At 43.0% G+C, this 25993-nt stretch carries 20 protein-coding genes; 16 read left to right on the top strand and 4 right to left on the bottom strand.

Annotated features, from left to right (window positions below):
- Positions 1-141: 141 nt before the first annotated feature.
- Entirely contained in the window at positions 142-585 is a 444-nt protein-coding gene (locus ACTNDS_RS06605; protein WP_173742184.1) for an RbsD/FucU family protein, read from the bottom strand.
- Positions 586-961: 376 nt separating this feature from the next.
- Between ACTNDS_RS06605 and ACTNDS_RS06600 the strand changes: the two genes are divergently transcribed.
- The 10 genes from ACTNDS_RS06600 (at position 962) to ACTNDS_RS06555 (ending at position 13925) form a co-directional block, all read left to right on the top strand.
- Complete coding sequence (locus ACTNDS_RS06600) at positions 962-2581, top strand: response regulator (protein WP_441034575.1); 1620 nt, start codon at positions 962-964, stop codon at positions 2579-2581.
- A complete protein-coding gene (locus tag ACTNDS_RS06595; protein ID WP_441034573.1) occupies positions 2578-4404 on the top strand; it encodes a cache domain-containing sensor histidine kinase in 1827 nt (608 codons plus the stop codon). Before ACTNDS_RS06600 ends, ACTNDS_RS06595 begins: the two co-directional genes overlap by 4 nt.
- The gene (locus ACTNDS_RS06590; RefSeq protein WP_441034571.1) at positions 4391-5368 is read left to right on the top strand and encodes a substrate-binding domain-containing protein; all 978 of its coding nucleotides are present in this window, start codon (positions 4391-4393) and stop codon (positions 5366-5368) included. The genes ACTNDS_RS06595 and ACTNDS_RS06590 overlap by 14 nt, the downstream gene beginning before the upstream one ends.
- Before the next feature lie 195 nt (positions 5369-5563).
- The gene (locus tag ACTNDS_RS06585; RefSeq protein ID WP_441034569.1) at positions 5564-6541 is read left to right on the top strand and encodes an ABC transporter permease; all 978 of its coding nucleotides are present in this window, start codon (positions 5564-5566) and stop codon (positions 6539-6541) included.
- Between the two features lie 20 nt (positions 6542-6561).
- Positions 6562-8073 (top strand): sugar ABC transporter ATP-binding protein, encoded by a 1512-nt coding sequence (locus ACTNDS_RS06580; protein ID WP_441034567.1) that lies wholly within the window; start codon positions 6562-6564, stop codon positions 8071-8073.
- 11 nt (positions 8074-8084) lie between these two features.
- Positions 8085-9062: an ABC transporter permease gene (locus ACTNDS_RS06575; protein ID WP_173742178.1), complete on the top strand. Its 978-nt coding sequence runs from the start codon at positions 8085-8087 to the stop codon at positions 9060-9062.
- A gap of 174 nt (positions 9063-9236) precedes the next feature.
- Entirely contained in the window at positions 9237-10355 is a 1119-nt protein-coding gene (locus ACTNDS_RS06570) for a substrate-binding domain-containing protein (protein WP_441034565.1), read from the top strand.
- A 96-nt stretch (positions 10356-10451) separates the two neighbouring features.
- Positions 10452-10823 (top strand): hypothetical protein, encoded by a 372-nt coding sequence (locus ACTNDS_RS06565; RefSeq protein WP_441034563.1) that lies wholly within the window; start codon positions 10452-10454, stop codon positions 10821-10823.
- A 212-nt stretch (positions 10824-11035) separates the two neighbouring features.
- Positions 11036-12436, top strand: coding sequence for a rhamnulokinase (gene rhaB / locus ACTNDS_RS06560; protein WP_173742175.1), 1401 nt, complete (start codon positions 11036-11038; stop codon positions 12434-12436).
- Between the two features lie 70 nt (positions 12437-12506).
- Positions 12507-13925, top strand: coding sequence for an arabinose isomerase (locus ACTNDS_RS06555; RefSeq protein WP_441034560.1), 1419 nt, complete (start codon positions 12507-12509; stop codon positions 13923-13925).
- A gap of 76 nt (positions 13926-14001) precedes the next feature.
- Here the strand turns inward: ACTNDS_RS06555 and ACTNDS_RS06550 are convergent, their stop codons facing one another.
- Both ACTNDS_RS06550 and ACTNDS_RS06545 read right to left on the bottom strand, forming a co-directional pair.
- The gene (locus tag ACTNDS_RS06550) at positions 14002-15825 is read right to left on the bottom strand and encodes a sensor histidine kinase (RefSeq protein ID WP_441034558.1); all 1824 of its coding nucleotides are present in this window, start codon (positions 15823-15825) and stop codon (positions 14002-14004) included.
- A gap of 10 nt (positions 15826-15835) precedes the next feature.
- Entirely contained in the window at positions 15836-17392 is a 1557-nt protein-coding gene (locus tag ACTNDS_RS06545; protein ID WP_441034556.1) for a response regulator transcription factor, read from the bottom strand.
- 251 nt (positions 17393-17643) lie between these two features.
- Between ACTNDS_RS06545 and ACTNDS_RS06540 the strand changes: the two genes are divergently transcribed.
- The 6 genes from ACTNDS_RS06540 to ACTNDS_RS06515 all read left to right on the top strand — a co-directional run bounded on the left by ACTNDS_RS06540 (position 17644) and on the right by ACTNDS_RS06515 (position 24761).
- Positions 17644-19158: a sugar ABC transporter ATP-binding protein gene (locus tag ACTNDS_RS06540; RefSeq protein ID WP_441034554.1), complete on the top strand. Its 1515-nt coding sequence runs from the start codon at positions 17644-17646 to the stop codon at positions 19156-19158.
- Positions 19158-20150 carry an ABC transporter permease gene (locus tag ACTNDS_RS06535; protein ID WP_173742171.1) on the top strand — a complete coding sequence of 331 codons (993 nt, stop codon included), beginning with the start codon at positions 19158-19160 and terminating at the stop codon, positions 20148-20150. Before ACTNDS_RS06540 ends, ACTNDS_RS06535 begins: the two co-directional genes overlap by 1 nt.
- Positions 20151-20153: 3 nt before the next feature.
- Positions 20154-21152, top strand: coding sequence for an ABC transporter permease (locus tag ACTNDS_RS06530; protein WP_441034552.1), 999 nt, complete (start codon positions 20154-20156; stop codon positions 21150-21152).
- A 132-nt stretch (positions 21153-21284) separates the two neighbouring features.
- Positions 21285-22313 carry a substrate-binding domain-containing protein gene (locus tag ACTNDS_RS06525; protein ID WP_441034550.1) on the top strand — a complete coding sequence of 343 codons (1029 nt, stop codon included), beginning with the start codon at positions 21285-21287 and terminating at the stop codon, positions 22311-22313.
- Between the two features lie 209 nt (positions 22314-22522).
- A complete protein-coding gene (locus tag ACTNDS_RS06520; RefSeq protein ID WP_441034548.1) occupies positions 22523-23506 on the top strand; it encodes an AraC family transcriptional regulator in 984 nt (327 codons plus the stop codon).
- Between the two features lie 67 nt (positions 23507-23573).
- Entirely contained in the window at positions 23574-24761 is a 1188-nt protein-coding gene (locus ACTNDS_RS06515) for a serine hydrolase domain-containing protein (RefSeq protein ID WP_441034546.1), read from the top strand.
- Between the two features lie 41 nt (positions 24762-24802).
- Here ACTNDS_RS06515 and ACTNDS_RS06510 read toward each other — a convergent pair whose 3' ends face one another.
- Positions 24803-25693: a helix-turn-helix domain-containing protein gene (locus ACTNDS_RS06510; protein WP_441034545.1), complete on the bottom strand. Its 891-nt coding sequence runs from the start codon at positions 25691-25693 to the stop codon at positions 24803-24805.
- Between the last annotated feature and the right edge of the window lie 300 nt (positions 25694-25993).

Genomic DNA, 25993 nt, shown 5'->3' with positions numbered 1-25993 from the left:
TAAAAAGAACAGTGCACATTGTGTGCAGCTGTTCTTTTTTTAGGAAAATGTGTGTGTATGTGTATAATTGAGACAGTTCAGAGGAGCACTCCGATTGCCTGGAGTATTGATCATTAAGTAAGAAGTGTTTGTTATTCAGAATTATTTATTGATAACAACACCCTTCTGAAGCATAACATTTGCGTACAGAGCTTTCTCACCGGTAGAGATGATGCAGTATGCTGTCTTTGCCTGCTCGTAGAATTCAAAACGTTCAATATTTCCGATTGCTTTTGCACCGCGGTCATCATGTTTTGCTACGATTTCTTTGTAAGTATCCCAGATTGGTGTTTCTACAGTATCTCCAGGCATAACTTCCATAAGATTTACAGGTTTCTCTACATAAGTATCCAGTGGGAAGAGCTGAAGGATGGCATCCAGGAGCTCCGGCACGCCATGTCCGTCACAGCGGATTGTAATTGCATTCTTGCCCATAGATTCTACAGGAAAGTTGCCGTCTGCGATGACAAGACGATCACTATGTCCCATTTCACATAATACTTTTAATAATTCTGGTGATAAAATTTCAGGAATACCTTTTAACATAATTTTTCCCCTTTCAACAATACATTCATAGTTACTGCGTTGTTATATGTTGTCTGCATATAACAACACAGTACACGCTTATTACTACTCATCAGTTTACAGGCTTCGGGCAGATTATTCAAGGCAATATTTTCCGTAAAATGTTTATTTTTTTATGCTGATCAGGAATTGTTAATATTTACAGATGATATCTGTGAAATATTTTGTGGAATGAGCAAAGTTTGCTAAAAACCAGATACATAAAATTGTAAAAACCGTCAAAATATGGTATGATATTTTACATGTAATGAACTATGAGATACCATAGGCATGATTTATGAACGGCATATGGCAAATGTTTGCGGGATAACGATATTATGGGGGAAGATATAATTCTATGTACAAAATTTTATTGGTGGATGATGAAATCCTTGTCAGGGATGCCATCAGGGAGAACATTGACTGGGGAAAGCTGGATTGTGAACTGATAGGAGACTGTGAGAACGGTAAACAGGCTGTGGAGTTTGTAAAAACACATGAGGTAGATATTGTTCTCACAGATATTCTCATGCCTTATATGGATGGAATGGAACTGAGCCATTTTCTCCATGATAATTATCCGGATATTCTGATCGTGATCTTCAGCGGTTTCGGTGAGTTCGAGTATGCAAAAAAAGCAATACAGTATAATGTAAGCGAATATATGCTGAAGCCGGTTACTGCCATGGAGCTGACCAAGGTTATTGAAAATATGAAGGAAAAACTGGATTCCAGGAAAAAGGAACAGAGGAAGATGGAGTCTCTGACTCAGGTTTCCCAGGATTATCATAAGAATGCAAATGTAATCCGTTCTAAGGCGCTGGACTGTCTGGTGAAATGTACCAGAGAAGTACAGGTCAGCCTGGATGAGCTGGAGAGAATGGGAATTACTTTCCAGGCTGCCAGCTACAGAGTGGCAGTGTTTGATATAGATACGTATTCGGAAATGTACCAGATGGATATGGATAAGCAGCAGGAGAGTGCACTTATGGCTTTTGTGCTGTTTAATGTAGGTGATGAGATTGTGGTACGGGAGAAGGCGGGAGTGGTATACCAGGAGGGAAACAACCGTGTGTGTATCATCTTTGCCGGAAACAGGACAAAGGAATTTTCTGAGAGCATCCACAGAATCTGCCATGAAATCCAGAAGAAGGTAAAGGAGGTAATCGGGCTTGAGACCTCCATTGGAATCGGAAGCTGGGTGCGGTCGCCTTATGAGCTGATCTATTCCTACAGGCTGGCTGCCAAAGCCATTGATTACCGTTATCTTTTGGGTGGAAATCTGCTTTTTGATATGGAAGAGAAAAAAACAGACAATTCTATTTTCCTGATAAATGATCTGGAAACACTTACAGAGGCAATCAAGTCCGGAGACCGAAGGCTTATGGAAGAAACACTGGGACAGATTGAGACAGAGATTAAATCCGCATTAGTGGAAAAAAGTTATGCCTGCATTTATCTGCAGCAGGTGATCCGTGCAATTGGAAATACCTGTCAGTCTCTCAGTGAGGAGCCGGAAAAGATTATAGCCCAGAGAGAGACTCTTTTGAAAGCAGTTACAGAGCAGAGAATGTTCTCTCAGGCAGCGGCCCTGGTGGAGAAGTATGCACAGGAGGTATTTGACGAACTGCAGGAGCTGAACAGCTCCAGCGGACAGAGACAGGGAATGCTGGCAATGGATTATATACAGAAAAATTATATGGATCCGGGCCTGAGCCTGAACAGTATCTGTTCTTATCTGAATATCAGCACCAGCTATTTCAGTACCATATTTAAGGAAATGACAGGAGAGACTTTTATTGAAGTGCTGACCAGGGTCAGGATGGAGAAAGCCAAGGAACTTCTGGAGAATACCACTATGAAAAATTATGAGATCGCAGAAAAGGTAGGCTTCTCAGACCCTCATTATTTTGGAATTTCCTTTAAAAAGATAACAGGGAAAACACCTACTGAATATGCAAGGGAGAAACGCCGATGAAGAAAAAAGGAATAGCTGCAAGGCTTCCTGTGAAATTTAAGAGTATTCAGAACTCAATATTCTGTGCAGTTTCAATTCTGGTGTTAAGTGCAGTGCTGGTAGTGACTGTTGTTTCTCTGAGATATACCAATTCCTCCATTTATGAGAACTCCGTTATGTATACACAGAAAATTATCGGGCAACTGAATCAGAATATAGATTCCTATATCAGCTATATGGATAATATTGCGTCCCTGGTAGCTGGAAGCGGAGATGCCTATAAATATCTGTACAGTGAAAGCGGAATAGATGCTCTCTCTCTGAAGGAGTATAATCAGTGCAGACAGCGTCTGACAGAACAGTTTAAGACCATACTGAAGGGCAGGTCTGACATCCGCAACATTGGAATTGTGCGCAGAGAAAATGGAAGTTCATCCCTGTTTAATAACGGGATGTCTACCCGTAATCAGAACCTGAAGCTTGATACTCAGCACTGGTATGCAGATGCTGTGGGAAAATATGATCATTATAACCTGACCTCTTCCCATGTGCAGAATGTGATCAGTGGGGAGCGCCCCTGGGTAATCACTCTCAGCCGAGGAATCCGTAATTATACAGGAGAAGGAGACAGTGATGGAGTAGTTTTTATTGACCTGAACTACAGTGCCATCAGTGAGTTGTGTACGCAGAACAGTGTGGGAACCAAAGGCTATGTGTTTATTCTGGACCAGGATGGGAATATTGTGTATCATCCACAGCAGCAACAGCTTTATAATGAACTGCAGACGGAAAATATTTCCCTGATTATGAATGCCAAAACAGATGTGGTTACAGCAGGAAAGGGTGATGATGAGAAAATATATGCTCTGTCCCATTCTGAGACAACCGGATGGACCATTGTAGGCTGTATGAATATGTCTGAGCATTTGAAAAACAGCAGAAAAGCCAGAAGCATTTATGTGCTGGTAGCTCTGGGACTGATCGCAGTAGCCCTGGTGATTTCCAGCGAGATTGCCAGAAATATTACCTTCCCGATCCAGAAGCTACGCGATTCTATGAAAAGAGTGCAGAAGGGAGATTTTTCTGCAGCGGAAATTGAGGTGTATTCGGATAATGAGATCGGAAGCCTGACCCGGTCTTTTAATGTGATGACTCACAAGATCCAGGATCTGATGGCTCAGAACATTCAGGAGCAGGAGCAGAAACGAAAAATTGAACTGAAAGCACTTCAGTCCCAGATCAATCCTCATTTCTTATATAATACACTGGATTCTATTATCTGGATGGCAGAAGGAAAAAAGAATGAAGAGGTAGTACTTATGACTGCTTCTCTGGCGCGGCTTCTCAGGCAAAGTATCAGTATTGAAAATGAACTGGTGACCATTGGGCAGGAAATCGAGTATGTAAGAAGTTATCTTACGATTCAGAAAATGCGATATAAGGATAAGCTGGAATTTGAGATCAATGTGGATCCACGGATCACCCATGCACAGATCATCCGTCTGGTGCTGCAGCCCATTGTGGAGAATGCTATTTATCATGGCCTGAAATACAAAGAGAGCAAGGGAATGCTCAAGGTTCATGGCTATGAACTGGGAGAACGGATTATTATTGATATTACAGATGACGGCGTAGGCATGGATGAGGAAACACTGAAGCATATCTATGATAAGCATAAGGTCAATTACCACTCAAACGGAGTGGGAGTATACAATGTACAGCAGCGTCTGGTCCTTTATTATGGAAAGGAATATGGAATTATCTATCACAGTGAAAAAGGAAAGGGAACTACAGCTACTGTTGTGATCCCCAAAAGGCAGGAGGATGTCCATGAGAAAATATAGAAAAGTGATTATCATTATAATAATCCTTATGGCTGCACTTCTGGTGGCTGTGACAGGGCTGATGTCTCCCGGAGTGACGCAAACCAGAGAGTGTTCTCTGATCTATATTCCAAAGATTAAGGATGATGCCAATGATTTCTGGTCATCATTGATTTCCGGATGTAAAATGGCTGCAGAGGAATATGGCTCAAAACTGGAGATTATGGCACCGGACAAAGAGGAAAATATTGAAGAACAGAATCGTCTGCTTAAGGCAGCCATTGAAAAGGAACCGGATGCCATCCTGTTCTCTCCTTCCAGTATGAGTGCGTCAGATAAACTGCTGAAAAAGGCAAAGGAAAAGGGAATCCGCATTACCTATATTGACTCTTATACAGAGGAAGAGCTTCAGGATCTTACTGTTGCCACAGATAATGTGGAGGCAGGCAGACGTCTGGGGGAATATGCCAGAACCCTGCTGGATAAGGATTCCAGGCTTGCCATAGTCAGTCATGTAAAAGGGGTTTCTACTGCAGTGGAAAGAGAACAGGGCTTCAGAGAGGGCCTGGGGGATTATGCAAAAAATATTGTAGAGGTGGTTTACTGTAACTCCCTTTTTGAAAAATCCTATGAGCTGACCAATGAATTGATGAAGAAATATCCAGATCTGGAAATGATCGCAGGAATGAATGAATATTCTGCTGTAGGCGTGGGACGTGCAGTCAGTGATGCAGGGGCAAAGGACAGGATTACAGTAGTCGGTGTGGATTGCTCCCAGGAGGCCATTAATCTGATGGAAATGGGAGTTTACAAGGGGATTATTGTTCAGAAGGCTTTCCGTATGGGATATATGGGAGTGGAGGAGACAATCCATATGCTGAACGGAGACTCTGTGGCGAAAAATATTGATTCCGGCTGTGAACTGGTGACACCGGACAATATGTATGACAGTGATATTGAGCGGCTGATCTTCCCTTTTTACTAAAAAACTTCTTATTATATATATCAGACAAATGTAAAAGTAAATGGTTATTATGTTACAGAAAAGGTTAAATATTTCCTATGCACAGACAGGAAATATTTAACCTTTTTTTGGAAGATATTCCATTACAATTATCCTGGTATTAAGGTAAGATAGACTCAACAACAAGAGAGATAAAATGTAAGGAGGGTGTATAACTTGGAAAAGTTGAAACAAAATCCAGTGGTTAAGAAGCTTGGACTGAACAGAATCCTGCTTGTCTGTATTCTGATTCTTATGTTCATTGTTTTCAAAGTAGTTCTGGGAAGTAAATTCCCTGTGTCTGACAGTATTAAATCTACTTTGAACTATGTATACTTCCTTGGCTTCCTGTCACTTGGAGTAACATTCGTAATTGCAACCGGAGGAATTGATTTCTCCATTGGACCGGTAATGTTCTGTTGTGCCCTGATCTCAGGATACTGCATGACAGCTTACCATGTACCATGTGCCCTGGCAATGGTGATCTGTGTGCTGATCGGATTTGCCTTTGGTATGTTTAATGGTTTTATGGTATCTTACATGTCAGTTCCGGCGTTTATTATTTCCATGGCGTCTATGAACATTGCAAAAGGTCTTGCATCTGTATTTACCAAAACTCAGTCTGTAAGCTGGCCACAGTCTTCAGATCCTGTAAATGGATGGTTCAGAAATATCATTTCTTACAAGGGCTTCCCTGTAGGACTTGTAATTTTCCTGATTGCAGCTGTGCTTTGCGGTATTATTCTTTACAACACAAAACCGGGACGTTATATCCTTTGTCTTGGTTCTAACAGCGAAGCGGTTCGCCTTTCCGGTGTTAATACCAGAAAATGGAAGATGCTTGCTTATGTAATCTGCGGTGTTCTGGTTGGAATCGCAGGACTGTTCTTCGTAGGAGCTTATACAACTGTTCAGCCTGGATACGGCGACCAGTACAACAACGAAGCAATTGCAGGTTGTGTAATGGGTGGTACTTCCATGGTTGGTGGACTTGCTTCTATCGGCGGTACAGTAATCGGTGTGTTTATCATCTCACTTCTTCAGCAGGGAATCATGGCATTTGGCCTTGGTAAAGGACAGCAGATGATCATCACAGGTCTCATTGTAATCGCAGCAGTTTACGTCGACGTATCTGCAAGACGCAGAAAGAACTGATCGGAAGGGAGGATGTAACAATGGGTGAAGTTATTTTAACTATGAAGGACATTGATAAGTCCTTTCCTGGAGTTCATGCCCTTGATCACGTTAATTTCGAGGTGAAACGCGGCGAAGTACATGCACTTATGGGAGAAAACGGTGCCGGTAAATCTACACTGATGAAGGTTCTTACCGGTATTTATCAGAAAGATTCAGGCAGTATTACATATAAGGGTAAGGAAACAGAGTTTCACAGTACCAGAGAAGCACAGGATGCAGGCGTTGTAATCGTGCATCAGGAGCTGAACATGGTAGGTGACCTGACAGTTGCCCAGAATATTTTCATCGGACGTGAGCCAAAGAAGGGATTACGTATTGATGACAAGAAAATGATCGAAGATTCTAAGAAGCTTTTCAAGGATCTGAATATTGAAATCAATCCAAGAGAAAAGATGAAAAACCTTACAGTAGGTAAGCAGCAGATGTGCGAGATCGCCAAGGCAATTTCCCATAAAGCGGAGGTTATTGTTTTCGATGAGCCTTCCGCTGCACTGACAGAGAAGGAAATCGCTGATTTATTTGAGATTATCCGTGACCTGCGTAAGAAAAATTTGGGAATTGTTTATATCTCACACCGTATGGATGAGATCAAGGTGATTACAGACCGTGTAACAGTCATGCGAGACGGTGGTTATGTGGGAACACTGGTTACAGCAGAAAGTACAAAAGAAGATATCATCAACATGATGGTTGGTCGTGTTATTTACGAAGATCCGAAGGAACACAGCATGGTTGCACCGGATGCACCGGTTGTTCTGAAAGTAGAACATCTGAATGCAGGTAAGATGGTTCAGGATGTAAGCTTTGAGCTTCGTAAAGGAGAAATCCTTGGTTTCTCAGGACTGATGGGTGCAGGACGTACAGAGACTGCCAGAGCATTATTCGGAGCTGACCCGAAACAGAGTGGAAAGATTTCCATTATGGGCAAGGACGGACAGCTTCATGAGGTTACCATCAACAGTCCACAGGATGCGGTTAAATACGGTATCGGTTATCTGTCAGAGGACAGAAGAAGATATGGTTGTGTTGTACAGAAATCTGTAACAGAGAATACGACACTGGCAACTATGGAAGAATTTACCAGTGGTCTTTTGATCAATAAGGCGAAAGAAAAAGAAGTTGCAGAGAGATATGTAAAAGAACTGGCAACTAAAACTCCAAGCTGCGATCAGTTGGTAGTCAATCTTTCCGGTGGTAACCAGCAGAAGGTGGTTATCGCAAAATGGCTGACACGAGACAGTGAGATCCTTATTTTCGATGAGCCCACCAGAGGTATCGACGTTGGTGCCAAAAATGAAATTTACAAATTAATGAACAAACTGGCTGCAGAAGGTAAATCCATTATTATGATTTCTTCTGAAATGACAGAAGTTCTCCGAATGAGTGACCGAATCATCATCATGTGTGAAGGTAAAGTAACTGGAAATATTGATATTTCCGAAGCTACACAGGAACACATTATGAGTAAGGCTACACGAAATATTGATTAAGGAGGAAAGTCATGACTAAGAAGAAAAAAAGTATTTTAAGTGATCAGAGATTTATTGTATTGCTGGTTATCATTGTACTGGCCGCATTCTTCTCTTTCAGAAGTGCTGAGTTCAGAAAATACACTACACTTCTCAGTATGCTGGATTTCTCATACTATGACCTTCTGATGGCAATAGGTGTTACATTCCCGCTTATTACCGGAGGTGTAGACCTGTCAATTGGTACTGGTATGGTATGTTACGCATTGATTTCAGGATCTCTGATAAGAAATAACAACCTTCCGGTTGCAGCAGCAATGTTACTTTGCATTGTACTTGGACTTATTGTAGGAGCAGCAAATGGTGTGCTGATTGGTGTTATGAACCTGCCTCCATTCCTTGCTACCCTTTGTACCTGTATGATTACCCGTGGTGCTGGTTCTCTTTGCAGTGCTACACCATGGCCGGCATTATCACAGGATGGTGGATGGTTCCACACAATCTTCAAAATTACAGTTGGTACAGGAAGAAGCGCTTCCCGTTATCCAATCGGTTTTCTGTGGATGGTTATCCTGGTTCTGGTAATGGAGTTCGTACTGAATAAGACAAAATTCGGACGTTACACCATTGCAATCGGTTCCAACAAAGAAGCAGCAGCTCTTTCAGGAATCAACGTTAAATTCTACCATGTAATGGTATATGTAGTCTGTGGTCTGTTTACAGGTCTTGCAGCTATCGCATATGCAGCAGTTACACCTACTGTACAGCCTGGTACAGGTGCCGGACTTGAGATGGACGCCATCGGCGGTGTATTCGTAGGTGGTGTTGCAGCAACAGGTGGTTACGGTTCCGTAATCGGTACATTTGTTGGTATCTTTGTCATCATGCTCTTAAAGACAGGTCTTCCATACATCGGCCTGCAGGCAAACTGGCAGCAGATCATCACAGGTATCGTTCTGATCGTAGCAGTCCTGATCGATATTATGAAAGAAAAGAAAGGCTCCCACTAATAGCCGGGTAGCCATACTGCGATAGGAATCGCAGAAATGTAAGGGATAATGAAACAACGGAGGAGCAAGGCTGCTTTTCATGAAAATAGGGATAAGAGTAGTGAAAGGCAGTAGTTCTTCTGGGGTATCATCATAAAAACTATATAATTTTTTCTTAAAAGGAGGAAGTATTAAATGAAAGCAAAGAAAGTGATCGCATTAGTTATGTGTGCAACAATGGTAGCAGGAATGTCAGCTACATGTGTTATGGCAGCAGATGATATGCCAGAGCAGTTCAAAGATCTGAAAGCAGCTGAAGCTTATGAATTCCCGATGATGGTTAAATCTTTCCAGTCTACATACTGGGATGCAGCTCAGGAAGGTATGAAGAAAGCAGCTGAAGAACTTGGCGTTACATATACAGCACAGGGACCAAACAGTGAATCTGATATTGCTGACCAGGTTAACATGATCAACACAGCAATCGCTTCCAATCCTAAAGGAATCGGTATTGCAGCATGCGATACATCTTCTGTACAGGACGCTCTGAATACTTGCGTTGAAAAGGGAATCCCGGTTGTAACATTCGATACAGGTATTGCTGATGCTCCGGAAGGATCTGTTGTTTGTGAAGTTTGTACAGACAATGCACAGGCTGGTTCTGTAGCAGCTGAGCATATGTATGATGCGATCAAAGACGTTATTGCAAACGCTGAGGGACAGGTTATCATCGGTGAAGTTAACCAGGATGCTACAGCTCAGAACATCCAGCAGCGTGGTACAGGTTTCATTAACAAAATGATCGAACTTGTTAAAGCTGATGGCAAAACAGTAGCAGTTAAAGGTAATGATTTCTATGTAAACGCAGCAGAAGGCGCTGACGCTGAAGAAGCTGATGCAGATGTTGTTATCCAGGTAGGTGTTCCTGCACAGACAACTGTAGAGCTTTGCTCCACAGAGGCTCAGGCAATCCTTTCCCAGGAAAACTGTATCGCAGTTTTCGGTTCCAACCAGGTTTCTGCAGAAGGTGTTCTTGCAGCAAACAACAACCTGAACGTTCTTGGATCTGACGCAGCAAACGGTGATGTAATCGGTGTTGGTTTCGATGCTGGTACAACAATCAAAACAGCTGTACAGGATGGTACACTTCTTGGTGCAGTTACACAGTCTCCTCTGATGATGGGATACTATGCAATCTACGCTCTGACAGCAGCAGCTAACGGACAGGAGCTTGAAGATGTTCCTACAGCTGGTTACTGGTATGATTCCACTAACATGGAAGATGAAACCATCGCTCCTAACCTTTATGACTAATTTTTAATTAGTGATAATGAAAGAACGGTAAATAGTTAAAATAACGCCGCACTGCCCATGGCTGTGCGGCGTTACTGGTTACTGGGAGACGATAAAATGAAGGTGACAGAAGAACTGCTGAAGGAAAAGAAAAAGACAGATCTTAATTTTTCTGACGGAATTATTCTTCCGGACGGAGACTATCGTCCTATCAGTAAGGGGGGACATCTTCACAGGCTGATGGAGCTTTTGCCACAGACCGAGGATGAAATCTGGAAGCTGATCCCGGAGGATGATTCCCCATTATTCTGGCTGATCGAGAAGACCGGCTGTGTCCTGACAGATTACAATAACTCCATAGGAATGAAGATGACCGCTGAACAGCAGAGAGTATTTGATGCAATGCGCAGACATGGTTTTATTACAGATGATTACTATGATCTTACAAAGCAGCGCGAAAAAGTAAGAAAAGAAAAGTCTGAAAAATAGAAAAAGTTAAGCAATAAAGCGCTTCATATGAAAGATAAGCCGGGAGTTAGCAAATAAGGACTCTTTTTTAAACAAACCAGGTTCTTAAACTGGGGCTGGAAATAGTTTAAAATGGTATTATCAAGTATGGAGAGAGTGTTTTTGGTTATTGTTTACGGGCAAACAATAACTGTTCCAATTACAATGATCTTACATATTGAGGAGGATTTAAAATGGCAACATATTATTTAGCAGTAGATATCGGAGCATCCAGCGGACGTCATATTCTTGGACATATGGAAAACGGAAAAATGGTTCTGGAAGAGATTTACCGTTTTGAAAATGGAATGGTAAAGAAAGACGGAGAACTTTGCTGGGAATTTGACCGTCTTTTTAAAGAGGTTGTAAATGGGCTGAAAAAATGTAAAGAAATCGGTAAGATTCCGGTAAGCATGGGCGTGGATACCTGGGGTGTTGACTTCGTACTGCTTGACAAAGATGACAAAGTTCTTGGAAATACAGTAGGATATCGTGATCACCGTACAGAGGGAATGGATAAAGAAGTTTATAAGGCTATTTCCCTGAAAGATCTCTATGCAAGAACAGGTATCCAGAAAGCTGATTATAATACCATCTATCAGCTGATGGCAGTGAAAAAGAAACATCCGGAATATCTGGAGCAGGCAGAGACACTTCTTCATGTGCCGGATTACTTCCATTTCCTTCTTACAGGACAGAAAACCTGTGAGTACACAGAGGCTACAACAGGACAGCTTGTAAGCCCGATCACCAAGGACTGGGATTATGAACTGATCGATATGCTCGGTTATCCGAGAAAAATGTTCCAGAAACTGATCATGCCTGGCACAAGCATTGGACATTTGTCAGATAAGATCAGAGAAGAAGTGGGATTTGATCTGGAAGTAGTTGCACCTGCAACACATGATACAGGATCCGCTGTACTGGCAGTTCCTGCAAATGATGATGACTTTATCTATATCAGTTCCGGAACATGGTCACTGATGGGCATTGAAAGAAAAGAAGCAGACTGTTCAGAGAAGAGCTGTGAGATGAACTTCACAAATGAAGGTGGTTATGCAGGCCGTTTCCGTTATCTGAAGAATATCATGGGACTCTGGATGATCCAGTCTGTACGTCATGAAGTAAATGATGCATACAGCTTTGCAGAGATATGTGCAATGGCAGAGGAAGCAAAGGATTTCCCGTCAAGAGTAGAGGCAAATGATGAGTGCTTCCTTTCTCCTGACAATATGACAGAGGAAGTTAAGGATTACTGCCGCAGAACAGGACAGAAGGTTCCGGAAACTCTGGGAGAGATCGCAACAGTTATCTATACAAGCCTTGCAGAATGCTATGCAAAAACAGCAAAAGAGCTTGAAGAGATGACAGGCAGAACTTACAGCCGTATCCATATCGTAGGCGGCGGCTCCAACGCAGGATATCTCAATGAGCTGACTGCAAAGGCAACAAAGAAAGAAATTCATGCAGGCCCAGGAGAGGCTACTGCAATCGGAAATATCACAGCACAGATGCTGAAAGCAGAAGAGTTTAAAACAATCGAAGAGGCTCGTACTATCATTCATGAGTCCTTTGGTGTAAAAGTTTATAAATAATAAAAGAGCAGGAATGCAGACTGCATAATGCATAATGAATCCCCGCTCTGAAAACAGGAGGAATCATATTATGTTAGTAAACACAAAGGCAAAAGTTGGTGTATTTTCTATCGCTTTAGGTGCATATCTGCCTCAGTTCCCGTCACTGGTACCGGAATTTGAGTCACAGTATGCAGCATTCAAGAAAACAATCCCGGATACAGTAGAGATTATTGACGGTGGAATGGTAACTACAAAGGAACAGGCAATGGAAGCAGGGGACAAGTTCCGTGCAGCTGATGTTGATCTGGTATTTCTTCAGATGCTTACCTATGCCACATCCTATAACATGCTTCCGGCAGTCCGTGACTTGGATGTACCGGTTGTTCTGGTGAATGTGCAGAAGCTGAAAGCCCTGGATTATGACCATACCGATATTGCCTCCTGGTTAGGAGAGGGGTATGCATGCGGTGCAGTAGGCGAAGCTGTAGCAGACCTGGAGAGAGCAGGCAAGAGACATGCGGTGATCACAGGTGTTGTAGAAGGTGGAGATCCTGGAGTTCAGGCAGAGATCGAAGACTGGTGTAAGGCTGCTCAGGTAAGAAGAAGATTCCGTGATACCAATATCGCACAGATCGGAAGACCATATCCGGGTATGATGGATCTCTATATTGATGAGACAAATCTGTACAACAGAATGTTCCTGTATACCAAACAGTTTGACTGGGAGAAAATGTGGGCTATTGCTGATGATATTACAGATGAAGATACTATCCGTGCAAAAGCGCAGGAAATCCTGGATACCTTTGAGATCGAAGGCGGCGGAACCATTGAGAAAGTATGGGATATGGCAAAATATGTGGTAGCCTTTGAGAAATGGGTAAAGGACGAGCATCTTGGAATGATCGCTTCCCATTATGATGGATTTGCACAGGGTAAAGCAGGAGTTCTGGACAGTATGCTGATCCCGGCATTTTCCATGCTGATCAAACAGGGTACAGCCTGCGCTGTAGAAGGGGATATGAAGGTTGCCATGGCAATGAGTATCTTAAAGACCATTTCAGGAACAGGACAGCTTTCTGAGATGTACTCCATTGACTTCAATGATGATATCTGTATTATCGGTCATTCCGGAAGCGGTGATGCTGATATCTCTGATAAGAAGCCAACCATGAAGATCGTAAAAGTATTCCACGGTAAGACAGGCGGCGGATATCTGACACAGTTCTATCCATACACAGGTCCTGTTACTTATCTGGCAATCACACAGGATGCAGACGGACACTTCAAATTTGTTGTCGCTGAAGGTGTAAATGAAGAAGGTAAGATTCTTTCCTTTGGTGATACAAATATGAGAACACGTTTCACCTGCGGTGCAAGAGAATTTGTTAACCGTTGGAGTGAAGCTGGCCCAACACATCATATGGCAGCTGCTACAGGAAGACATATCGATACAATTCTGAAGGTTGCAAAGATTTTCAATGTACCGGTAGATATTGTTACAAGATAATAAAATAGTAAGATTTCTCCATGAAAGTGGAATCATATAAAACACATATTCAAAAAGAAAGAAACCCGGCAGATTGTCAGGTTTCTTTTTTTGCAGGAATACGGATTTGTACTTCAGTGCCCTGTCCGGGCTTGCTTGTGTAGGTAAGTCCGTATTTTGGTCCATACAGGATCTGCAGCCTTCGGTGCGTGTTGTAAATAGCAATATTGGTACCGCCGGTGCGGCTGTGGCCTGTGCCGGAAAGAATTGTAGGCATTTTCTCCGGAGAAATTCCCACACCATCATCGGAGATCAGCAGAACCACATCCTGATCCTCCAGCCATCCGGTGAGTACGATAGTGCCGGATTTGCTTTCTTTTTCCAGAATACCATGGAGAATTGAATTTTCTACTACAGGCTGCAGGGTCAGCTTGGGAATCTGATATTCCATCAGCTCATCAGGAATATCAGAGATCAGGTCAATGCTGTCATGATATCGCATATTCTGCAGACTTATATAAATGGAAACATGCTCTTCCTCATGGGCTATGGTGGAGATTCCCTTCTTGCGGCTCAGGGTGAGCTTATAGAACCGGGACAGATTCTGTACAGCTGTGCTGACCTCCTCCGTATGTCCCTGCAAGGCCTGCCAGTTGATCATATCCATAGTATTATACAGAAAATGTGGGTTGATCTGGGCCTGTAGGGAATTGAATTCTGCGATGCGCAGGTCTTCAGAAGCTTTTGCCTGTTTCTGGATCAGTTCATTCATTTTTCGGGTCATATAGTTATAGGTGTCAATGAGATCACCTACTTCATCGTGATAAACAGGACTATCCATAGGTACCGGTGGTCCCTGCCGTACTTTTTTCATCTGCCGGATCACGGAGGAAAGGCGGCTGGTGATAGAACGGGACAAAAGGCTGGCCAGTATAATGGCAAAGACCAGGATTGCCAGGTAGATAAACAGCAGCTGAAAGATCAGCTGATTACTCTGGGTGATCAATGGTCTGGAAGGAAGGATTGTTACCATGTACCAGTTAGGAACAGTAATGCTGTAGAAGCCTGCGTATACAGTTTCCCCCAGAATATTCTGCTCGATGAAATTATTAGAGGACATAAAGGAGTCCTTGATGGTATCATAGTCCAGCCAGTAAATACCGGAGAGGGAGTCATCAGAGGAAGCCACAGCACTGTTACGGTCATTAATAATATAGGATACACTTCCCTCAAGAGCCAGATTTTCTGAAAGTATTTTTTCGAAAGTGGAACTGGAATAATAAACAGCAACATAGGCATCGTAGACTGTATTGTAATAATTAACCGAGATCTTACGGATATAGGCCAGATCCCCATAGCTCTCTTTTTCCTTTGCGCCCAGATAAAAGGGAGGACAGTAAAGCTCTGTCATATGACTGCCCTGAAAAATGCCATACCAGTAGGTTCCCCTTGCCTGGGAAATCGGCAGAAATAGATCACAGGTATTCTCACTGACCAGAAGACTGTTCTGGTCTGCCGGGGTATCCACATAAATTCGGATTCCCTTGATCTGGTGACTGTCGCAGACTGCGCTGACTTTTTCTTTAAATTCTTCTGCCTGTTCCCCGTGGGTCACATATCCCAGGGGAGTGCTTACCGGATTGTGAAAGATGGTTTTAAAAAAAGGAATGGATGCCAGATCATCATAGGCAGCAGTTACATCATCCACAGTGTCTTCAATAAGAGGTGCAGTTTTGGCAGAACTGATCTGTTCTTTGCGGATTGTGTTGGAAACCACCATGTCATAAAGCTGGTGATAAAAAAATACAGCAACCAGAATAGCAGGCACTACAACAATCAGAGTGAGGGCAAGGGTGAATTTGCTCTGAAGCTTTAGATCTCCATACCACGCCCGGAATCCCCGGGGATTTTTCTGTGTCATTTTGATCCCCCTATCTGTTTGATTTTTCTCTGTATTCAGAAGGCGACAGTCCGGTATATTTGCGGAAACTTTTTCCGAAATAATTTCCGTCACTGTAACCGACTCTGGAAGAGATGTCTGCAATTTTATATCGGGGATCTGCCAAAAGAGCCTTAGCCTTTTCCATTCGGAATTCGGTCAGATACTGATTGAGAGTCTGCCCGGTTTCATTTTTGAAAAAGGTACATACATAGGAGGCAGACAAAAACACATGATCGCTGATATCCTTGACGGATAAGGTCTCATTCCCGTAATTTTTGCTGATATAGTCCCGGATAAGGAAAATGGTGGAATTCTCAGGGACAGCATCCTGCAGATCAGAAAAATAGTTGTCCACCTGGCTGCACAAAGTATTATGAAGCTCCTGAAAGGTAAAACAGTTTTCCAAAAGGGACATCATGCTTCCGGAATTTGAGGAATGTAAGGGCAGCTTTTGCTGTCTGCGGGCATTTTCCAGAGAAAGAAAAAGCTTATAGTACAGATCCTTGGTCTGGTCAGGCAGAACCTGTGTATTCCGGAAATACTGTTCTTCAAGGTCTTTTAAAATCTGTCCGCATTTGTCAGAGTCCTGAGAAGAAAGAGCTTCTGACAGAAGCGATTCCGGAGCAAAGCCGGGGGCAGATTTTGCACTGGAAGAATTTTGGGAAATCTCTGGTGTAAGATAGGAGTTTGCCGGAAAGAAAAAGCTGCTTTCCAGCAGGATCACGGCAGAGGTATAAGCCTGATATGCCTTGGAAAACCCATGGTAGCTTTCGCCCATAGCAATAAAATGATCTTCATAGGAGCCAAACTGTTCTTCCAGAAAATTCTGAATATCTGATGCCATAAGTGAAGAAAAAGAATCCGGGCTGAAGATAAAATATACCAGAAATTGAAGCTTTTTTGCCACATACACACAGTCACTGTGATAATGCTGAAGCAGATTATGGAAACCATGGTAAATCTCTTCCGGGGAAGGTTGTACAAATTCAGGGGCGGTGCGCAGACGGATGATCACGCATGTAACCTGGGTACCTGATCCATAGGGGAGAGCGAGCTCTTCTGCCAGCTGCTCTGCAGCCTGAAGGGAATCTATTCCCGGAGTGGTGAGAAGCTGGGCCAGGCGGGAGGCGTTTTCCATAGACTGCAGAGTTTCGCCTCTGTGTGAGCGGATCTTCTTTGTATAAAGCTCTATGGCTTCCAGCACAGCCTCACGGATTTCAGCTGGATTCAGTGGCTTTTCGATATAGTTTACAGCCTTTAATTTGATGGCGGCTTTCAGATAGTCTTTATCGGAATATCCACTCATAAAAATAGGGATGGTATCCGGCAGGATTTTTTCCAGCCGTTCCAGCATGGCAATACCGGTCATGCGGGGCATCCGCACATCACAGAGGATAATCTCCGGGCGGTGTCGCTTTGCCATTTCCAGACCATTTATTCCATCGTCAGCCTGGAGGACTTCCCCAATCCCCAATGCTTTCCAGTCAATAGAGGAGATCACACCGGTACGGGTTAGCTCCTCGTCATCTACGATCAGTAATTTCATATCATTTCTCCATTATATATGTGTAGAAGTTTTTGCTCCTTATGGTCATAGAAACGGGATGACCACATTTTTCATAACTATTTTACCATAAAAAGGTATAAAATACGACCTGTTAAAAAACTTCTTTTGTATAATCTTACAATACCAACAGGAAAATATTTTACCCTGATTCTAAATATTTTCCCATTACCCAAAAAGAAACGTGATGCTATGATAAAGCTACATTAAGAAAGAGGGAGGAATCAATAACCGTGTCTGATTATGTTCTTGAGTTAAAAGGCATCACTAAGATTTTTCCGGGCGTGAAGGCATTGAACAATGTTCAGTTTCAATTAAAACCCGGTGAAGTTCATGCACTGATGGGCGAAAACGGTGCAGGTAAATCTACGTTTATCAAGGTTATTACCGGTGTACATAAAGCAGAAGAGGGAGAGATGTATCTCTTCGGTGAGAAGGTAGACTTCAAGGGACCGAAGGATGCGCAGGCAGCAGGAATCGCAGCCGTTTATCAGCACCCCACATCTTATCCACATCTGTCTGTAGCAGAAAATATTTTTATGGGTCATGAGATCATCAAACATAAGATGATTCAGTGGAAAGCCATGAATGAAGAAGCCAACAAGCTTCTGAAACAGCTGAATGCAGATTTTGATGCTACGGCTGAGATGGGTACCTTAAGTGTGGCACAGCAGCAGATGGTAGAGATTGCCAAGGCTCTTTCCACACATGCTAAGATCGTTATTCTGGATGAGCCCACTGCATCACTGACAAGAAGAGAGTCTGAGGAGCTTTACAGGATCGTAGATCAGCTGAAAGAAGAGGGCGTTTCCATTATCTTTATTTCTCACAGATTTGAAGATATGTACCGTCTGGCTTCCAGAGTTACCGTATTCCGTGATTCCCAGTATATCGGAACTTACGATGTAGATGGAATTACCAATGCAGATCTGATCAAAGCTATGGTTGGCCGTGAGATCAAGGATCTGTTCCCTAAACCAGAGGTAGAGATCGGAGAGGAAATGCTTCGTATAGAAGGACTTTCCAGAACCGGTTATTATAAAAATGTATCCTTTAACGTTCATGCAGGAGAAATCGTAGGACTTACCGGTCTGGTAGGTGCAGGACGTACAGAGGTAGTTGAAAGTGTCTGTGGAATTACCAGACCGGATGAAGGTAAGATATACCTGGAAGGTCAGGAAGTCCACATCAAACAGCCTTCAGATGCAATGGAAAAGGGAATTATCCTTCTTCCTGAGGACCGTCAGAAAGAGGGTCTGATCATGAGCTGGGGACTGGGAAGAAATGTTACTCTTCCAACAATCAGTAAATATGCAAAGAACGGCTTAAATGATGAAAAGACAGAGAGAGATCTGGCAAAGAAGCTTCTGGAGGAAGTGGATACCAAGGCTGTGGATATTTTCCAGCCTGCAAGCTCACTTTCCGGCGGTAATCAGCAGAAGGTAGTTGTTGCCAAGGCTCTGAGCCAGGAAATGAAGGTCGTAATCATGGATGAGCCTACCAAGGGTGTTGACGTTGGTGCAAAGGCTGAGATCTATGCGATTATGGGAGATCTGGCAAAGAAAGGCTATGCCATCATCCTGATTTCTTCAGAAATGCCTGAGATCCTGGGAATGGCAGACAGAATCATCGTTATGTGTAATGGACGTAAAACCGGTGAACTGGACAGAAACGAGGCAACACAGGAGAGAATTCTTGAACTGGCTATGGAGAAAAGCCAGAATGCAGGAGAGGGGGCAGCTAAATAATGGAAAAGAAATCCATCATGAAGAAAATTACAGGCTCTCGTGAAGCGTTGCTGGCAGTGATCCTGATCCTTCTGTGTCTGGTAGTCACAGCAATCAGTCCATCCTTCCTGACACCGAAATCAATCATAGAGCTTCTGAAAAATAACGCAGTCACACTGGTTATGTCACTTGGTATGTTATGTGTTATGCTGGTTGGCGGTATTGATATTTCTATCATGTCAACCCTGGCACTGTCCGGTATGTCCATTGGTATGTTATTGAAATACGGACATATTTCCAATACTTTCCTGGCATTTGTAATCGCCATTGCTATCGGTGCAGCCTGCGGAGCAGTTGTTGGTCTGGTAATCTCCAGAGCAGCGGTACCTCCGATTATTGCAACCATGGGCTTTATGTATGTATTCCGTGCTATGGGATATCTGGTATCCCACGGTGGTGAATGGGCAGGTGCAGCAGCACTTGGAAGCTTCAAAAATTTTGCAACATCTAAATTTCTGGGACTGAACTGTGTTATCTGGATCATCATCCTCTGCTATGTATTCTTCTTCTGGTTCATGAAATGGACAAGAACAGGACGTAAGATTTATGCAGTAGGAAGTAATCCCAGTGCAGCAGAGGTTTCCGGTATTAATGTAAAAAATATTAATTTACTGGTTTACACCATCATGGGTATTCTGGCAGGTCTGGGCGGAGCCCTTCAGGTTTCCATCTATGCATCAGCCATGCCGGACATGCAGTACGGCGGTGAGATGGATGTTATCGCAGCCTGCGTAATCGGTGGTGTAAGCATGAGCGGTGGCCGCGGTACTGTAGTGGGAGCTCTCTTAGGTTCCCTGATCCTGGCAACCATTGCCAAGGCACTTCCTCTGGTAGGAATCGGTGCTCTGTGGCAGAATACGATCAAGGGTGTACTGATCCTGGTGGTAGTTGTAGTGAACGTAGTATTACAGCGAATTGCTGACAGAAATGCATTAAAAGGAAGGGAGATGTAATTCATGGCTGGAAAATCTGGAAGAAGTATTAACAATGTGCCGGAAAGTCCGATCAAACATATGATATTCAGCTGGGAAGGCATCCTGGTAGTCCTGTTTATCCTGATTAACATTTTCTGTAAAGGCTTTTCAGAGTATTATAATTTAGAGAATCTGCTCCGTCAGATGCCGGTATATCTTGCTGAGGTATTCTTGATGATCCCTATGGCATACATCCTGGTACTGGGAGAGATTGATATTTCCGTAGGTGCAACCGTGTGTCTGTCTGCTACATTAAGCTGTATGATGTGTAATACAGGAGCACCATTTATCGTAGTAATTCTTACAGCACTGATCGTGGGAACTGTCTGCGGTGCAGTCAATGGTTTTATCCTTACAAAGTTTGAGGAGCTGCCTCCGATGATCGTAACATTGGCAACACAGATTATCTTCCGTGGTATTGCCGAGATCGTACTGGGAAGTGGTGGAAGTATCTCAGCATCCAATACAGATGGTTTCCGTCTTATTGGTGGAAAAGTAGGAAAAATACCATACATTCTGTTCCTGGTTCTGATCCTTGCAGTAATCTTTGCAGTGATCCTTGGAAAGTCCACCTTCGGACGCAGGGTATATGCCATTGGTACAAACCGTCTCACAGCATATTACTCAGGAATCCATGTAAAAAAGATCCGCTTTATTATCTACACAGTTATGGGAACTTTCTGTGGACTGTGTGCTCTGTTTCTGGTAGCATCATCCTATGGTGCCAACACCACCACAGGTAATGGATTTGAAATGGATGCCATCGCAATGGCAGTATTCGGAGGAATTTCTTCCACAGGTGGAAAAGGTAACCTGGCAGGCGGTCTGATCTCCGCATTCATTATTGTATGTCTGCGAGTTGGTCTTGGACAGAGAAACGTACATGCACAGGTAATTCTGCTGATCATCGGTGTACTTCTGATCTGTGCAGTAGCACTTCCGAATATTATTGAAAATGTGAAAAGAGCAGTAAAAAAATAAAGCAGTCAGGATCTGCAGAGTGGGATCCGGACAGAAATACTCAGTCAGTAGCTGCCCTTTGGGGTAATGGATGAAGGGCAGTTGCAAATAAAAGCTATATAATATTTTATTCATCCAAGGGAGGAAAAAAACATGAACAAAAAATTAGTAAGCGCAATTCTTTGTGGAGCAATGGTTCTCGCAGCAGCTACACCTGTAATGGCAGACGGTGGAGCAGCAGACGGCAAAAAAATCGCACTGGTTGGTAAATCCGCTGGTAACGCATTCTTTGAGATCGCAGCAAACTCTTTTAAGGAAACTGTAGAGGCAGAAGGTGGCACAGTAGATGTTGTTTATCCGGAAGCTGCAACAGCTGATGCTCAGATCAAAGTTCTGGATAACCTGATTTCCCAGAAACCGGATGCAATCTGCATCTCTGCAAATGACGTTAATGCTCTTCAGGCTAAACTGGAAGAAGCTATGGATGCTGGAATCAAAGTATCCTCTTTCGACTCCGCACCAAATAAAGACAGCCGTCAGATATTCGTAAACCAGGCTGGTACAAAACAGGTTGGACAGGCTCTTCTGGATGCAGTTCTTGATATCTCCGGTGGAGAAGGACAGTGGGCAGTTCTTTCTGCTACTTCCCAGGCTGCTAACCAGAATGCATGGATCGATGCAATGAAATCCATTATGGAAGGCGATGACAAATACAGCAAACTGGAATTGGTAGAGGTTGCTTATGGTGATGACGAACCTCAGAAATCTACAGACCAGACAGCAGCTCTTCTTGAGAAATATCCGGATCTGAAAGTTATCTGTGCACCTACAACAGTTGGTATCGCAGCAGCAGCTAAATATCTTCAGGATAATGATTCTGCTTGCAAACTGACAGGACTTGGACTTCCTTCTGAAATGCAGGAGTACACAGGTGATGATGATGCTCATTCCTGCCCATACTTCTATCTGTGGGATATGCAGGGCCTTGGTAAACTCAGCGCATATGCAACAGCAGCTCTGATCAACGGCGACATCACAGGCGCACTGGATGAAACATTCACAGCTGGTGACCTTGGTGATTACACAATCACAGAAGCTGATGACGGCGGCACAGAAATCGTTCTTGGCGAGCCATTACAGTTCAACACAGAAAACATCGAAGAGATGGCTAAACTGTACTAATCAGATAACCTGATAAATTCCATAAAAATACAAAAGGGAACGGGGCATTAGCTCCGTTTCTTTTTGTGGTTGTATGAAAAAAATGAATCGTATATAATGAAGTTAGAGTGTGTTTGAAAAAAGATATGTTGTTCCTGACCTGATATCTGTGAATTGCAGTGAGGAACAGAATTTACAGATTATTGTGAAACATACGGAAGGTGGAATCCATGCAGCAGGAATTATTAGATCATTTAAAGAAAATTACAGAGGAAGAACAGAAAATTCTGGATGGCAGCGCAGAGGTGGATAAGGAGCTATATACCTCAGGCAGGGATTTCATTGTAGACAGCAGAAAGATGCTGGATGAGGGCAAGCTGATCACTGTGCGTACCCATACCCGGTTTGTTCATTTTCCTGTTCACAGACATAATTTTATTGAGGTGCTTTATGTATGTGAAGGCTCTGTTACCAATATAATAGACGGCAAGAAAGTAGTGGTTGGAAAAGGTGAACTTTTGTTTCTCAACCAGTATACCAGACATGAGCTTTTGCCTGCAGGGGAGAATGATATTGCCATTAATTTTATGATCCTTCCGGAATTTTTTGATGTGGCTTATTCCATGACAGGGCGAAACAATGTGCTGGCAGATTTTCTGGTAAATATTCTCCGGCAGGATGAGGAGAGGGGGCAATATCTATATTTTAAAGTCTCAGAGGTTCTGCAGATCCAGAATCTGCTGGAGAATATGATCTATTCTCTGGTGACAGGAAAAGGGGAAAATAACCGGATTAATCAGACAACTATGGGACTGATTTTTCTGTATCTGGTGGATTCTGTACAGTATGTGGAAATGCGTGTGCCAAATCAGTACGAAAACATGATTTCCATGACAACCTTGGATTACATAGAACAGAAATACAAAACTGCAACTCTCACTGAGCTGTGTGAACTGCTTCATCTGCCCATGCATGTGCTCAGCAAGATGATCAAGAAAACCACAGGCTTTAATTTCAAGGAACTGCTTCAAAGGAAACGTCTGAATAAATCCGTAGAGCTGATGTGTGACACAGATCTGGCCATCAGTGACATTATTGCAGCAGTGGGATACGAGAATAACAGTTATTTTCACAGGGTATTCAAGGAAAGATATCATATGACTCCCAGGGCATTCAGGGAGGAAAACAGGCAGCAGGCACAGGTAAGACTGTAACAGAAGAAAAAATATCTGAATACAAGAAAAAAGTGAACCATAAAAATCAGAAACGAGGTATTATGACATGGATATAAAAGAGAAGATCAGTAAGGTAATGAAACAGGCGGTGGATCATTGTGAAGTGATGGGAGTGAATCTTCTGGTAGAAAAAGGAGGAGAAGAGCTCCTCTATTGCGAGGAGGGGATGGCTGACAGAGAAAATCGCAGATTAATTTCCAGAGATACCATATTCCGTCTCTATTCTCAGACAAAGCCTGTGACAGCAGCATGTGCTATGATCCTGATGGAAAGAGGACTTTTGGATCCAGGGGAGTTTGTATCCGAGTATCTGCCTTCATATTCGGAATTGAAAACAGCAGATATTCATGGAACCAGCCCTGCAAAGCAGCCTCTCAGGATCATCGACCTGCTGAATATGACATCAGGGATGGTTTATCCGGATGATTGTACGGAACCGGGAAAAGCAGTGGATAAGGTATTTGCAGAAGCCTGCGACCGTCTGGATACAGAGAGACCTATGACTACCCGGGAACTGGCAGACAGACTGGCCCGGTGTCCACTGGCCTTTGAACCGGGGACCGGATGGAGATATGGAACCTCCGCAGATGTTCTGGGGGCTGTGATCGAAGTGATTTCAGGGAAAAAACTGTCGGAATTTATGCAGGATGAGCTCTTTGCTCCTCTGGAAATGAAGGACACTGCATTCTGGGTGCCTGCTGAAAAACAAAGCCGTCTGGCAAAGGCTTATGAGACAGTCACAGCTGAGGATGGAAGTAAAGGCATGCAGCTTTATACAGGTAATAATCTGGCTGTGAGAAATGATATGGCAAAACCACCGGCATACGAGGCCGGCGGTGCAGGACTGGTGTCCACATTGGATGATTATATGAAATTTGCCAGAATGCTGAGAAATGGGGGAAAAACAGGCACACATGAGATCCTTAAGCCTGAAACCCTGCGCTATATGTGCAGCGGACAGCTCTTGCCTGTGGGACAACAGGATTTTGATCAGTGGATCGGACTGGATGGTTTCAGCTATGGCAACCTGATGCGTGTCTGCAAAAATCCGTCACAGGCTGTTATGTTTGCCAGGGAAGGTGAATACGGCTGGGATGGCTGGCTTGGCATGTATTTTGCCAATTTCCCCAAGGAAGACATGACCATTCTCATGGGTATGCAAAAAAAAGATGCAGGAACCTTTCCTCTGACCAGAAAACTGCGAAATGTAGTTATCAGTGAATATCTGGGGTGAATTTTCTGCAAAGCAGAAAATACAGACACCTGCTTCCGGGATTACTTTTTCCCGGAAGCAGGTGTTTTTTGGAATTGTGAATCATACATATTTCGGAATTCTGTGGGAGTGCACAGGTTTAATTGTTTGAACATACGTAAAAAGGCGGACAGGCTGGAAAAGCCTGATTGTGTTGCCACTTCGGTAACAGCAAGCTCCGGATCCAGCAAAAGAGATTTTGCGTATTCAATTCTTTTCTGGTTCAGAAATTTGTAGAAGGAGGAATTAGTATATTGTTTAAAAAGGCGGGCAAAGTGATATTTACTATAGCCTGCCAGACTGGCAACCTCCTCCAGAGTAAGGTTTTCAGAAAAGTGGTTGCTGATATAGTCGGTGATAAACAGAAATTTCTCCATATATTCTTTCTGATGATGAATATCACGGTCTCCGTCCTGCTGATGAAAAGCTTTGTGATTTCTGCCAATATCCACAAGGATTTCCAGGAATTTTGCAATGATGGAAAGTTCAGAATAGGTGGTGAAATTCATATATTCATCCTTGATTTCCAACATAAGACGGTGGATGTGTTCATAGATCTGTGGATATTCTTCCTTGGTGACCAGAATGGCGGGACTGAGGAGTGGTGTGATCAGATCTAGCTCTTTTAGCTTGATGTGGCTCAGGCCGGGCTGAAAAATAATCCTTTCTCCTGTAGCCGGAGCAAAGAGCTCGTGAAGCATACAGGGACATATAACAAGAATTTCTCCTTCTTTGATATGATAATCGTTATGACCGCAGACAACCCGGTAGTCATTAATAACAGGCATGATTACTTCGAATGAGGGATGCCAGTGAGGCGGATAGTTTTCGGCTTCCTCATTGTAATAAAGACAGATCTGGGTATCTGCTTTGTAATCAACGGTTTCATGAATTCCCTGTAAATTATGGATCATATGGACTCCTTTCACATCTAATTATTGCTTTTGATAGCAAATATTGCTTTTTGATGTTTGTGTATATAATGTATCAAAAACATGTGTAAATGGCAATATATAACATTGGAAAAATTGAAATAATAAAAACATATGTCAAAATACATAAAAAAGAATGTAAAAATCTATTAAAATTGACATATTGAAGAAAATAGTAGCGGATAAATAGCAAGAATTGATAGCAAAATGACAAGAATTATGGAGCCAATCACAGGACATTCTGATATAGTAGAACCATCAAGAAACGAGGTAATGAATCAA

It is taken from the genome of Blautia sp. HCP3S3_C12, assembly GCF_052064155.1.
In the GTDB taxonomy this organism is placed as follows: Bacteria; Bacillota; Clostridia; order Lachnospirales; family Lachnospiraceae; genus Blautia_A.
Note: the sequence above shows the minus strand (reverse complement) of the source record. Positions and strands in the feature narration are given on the sequence as shown.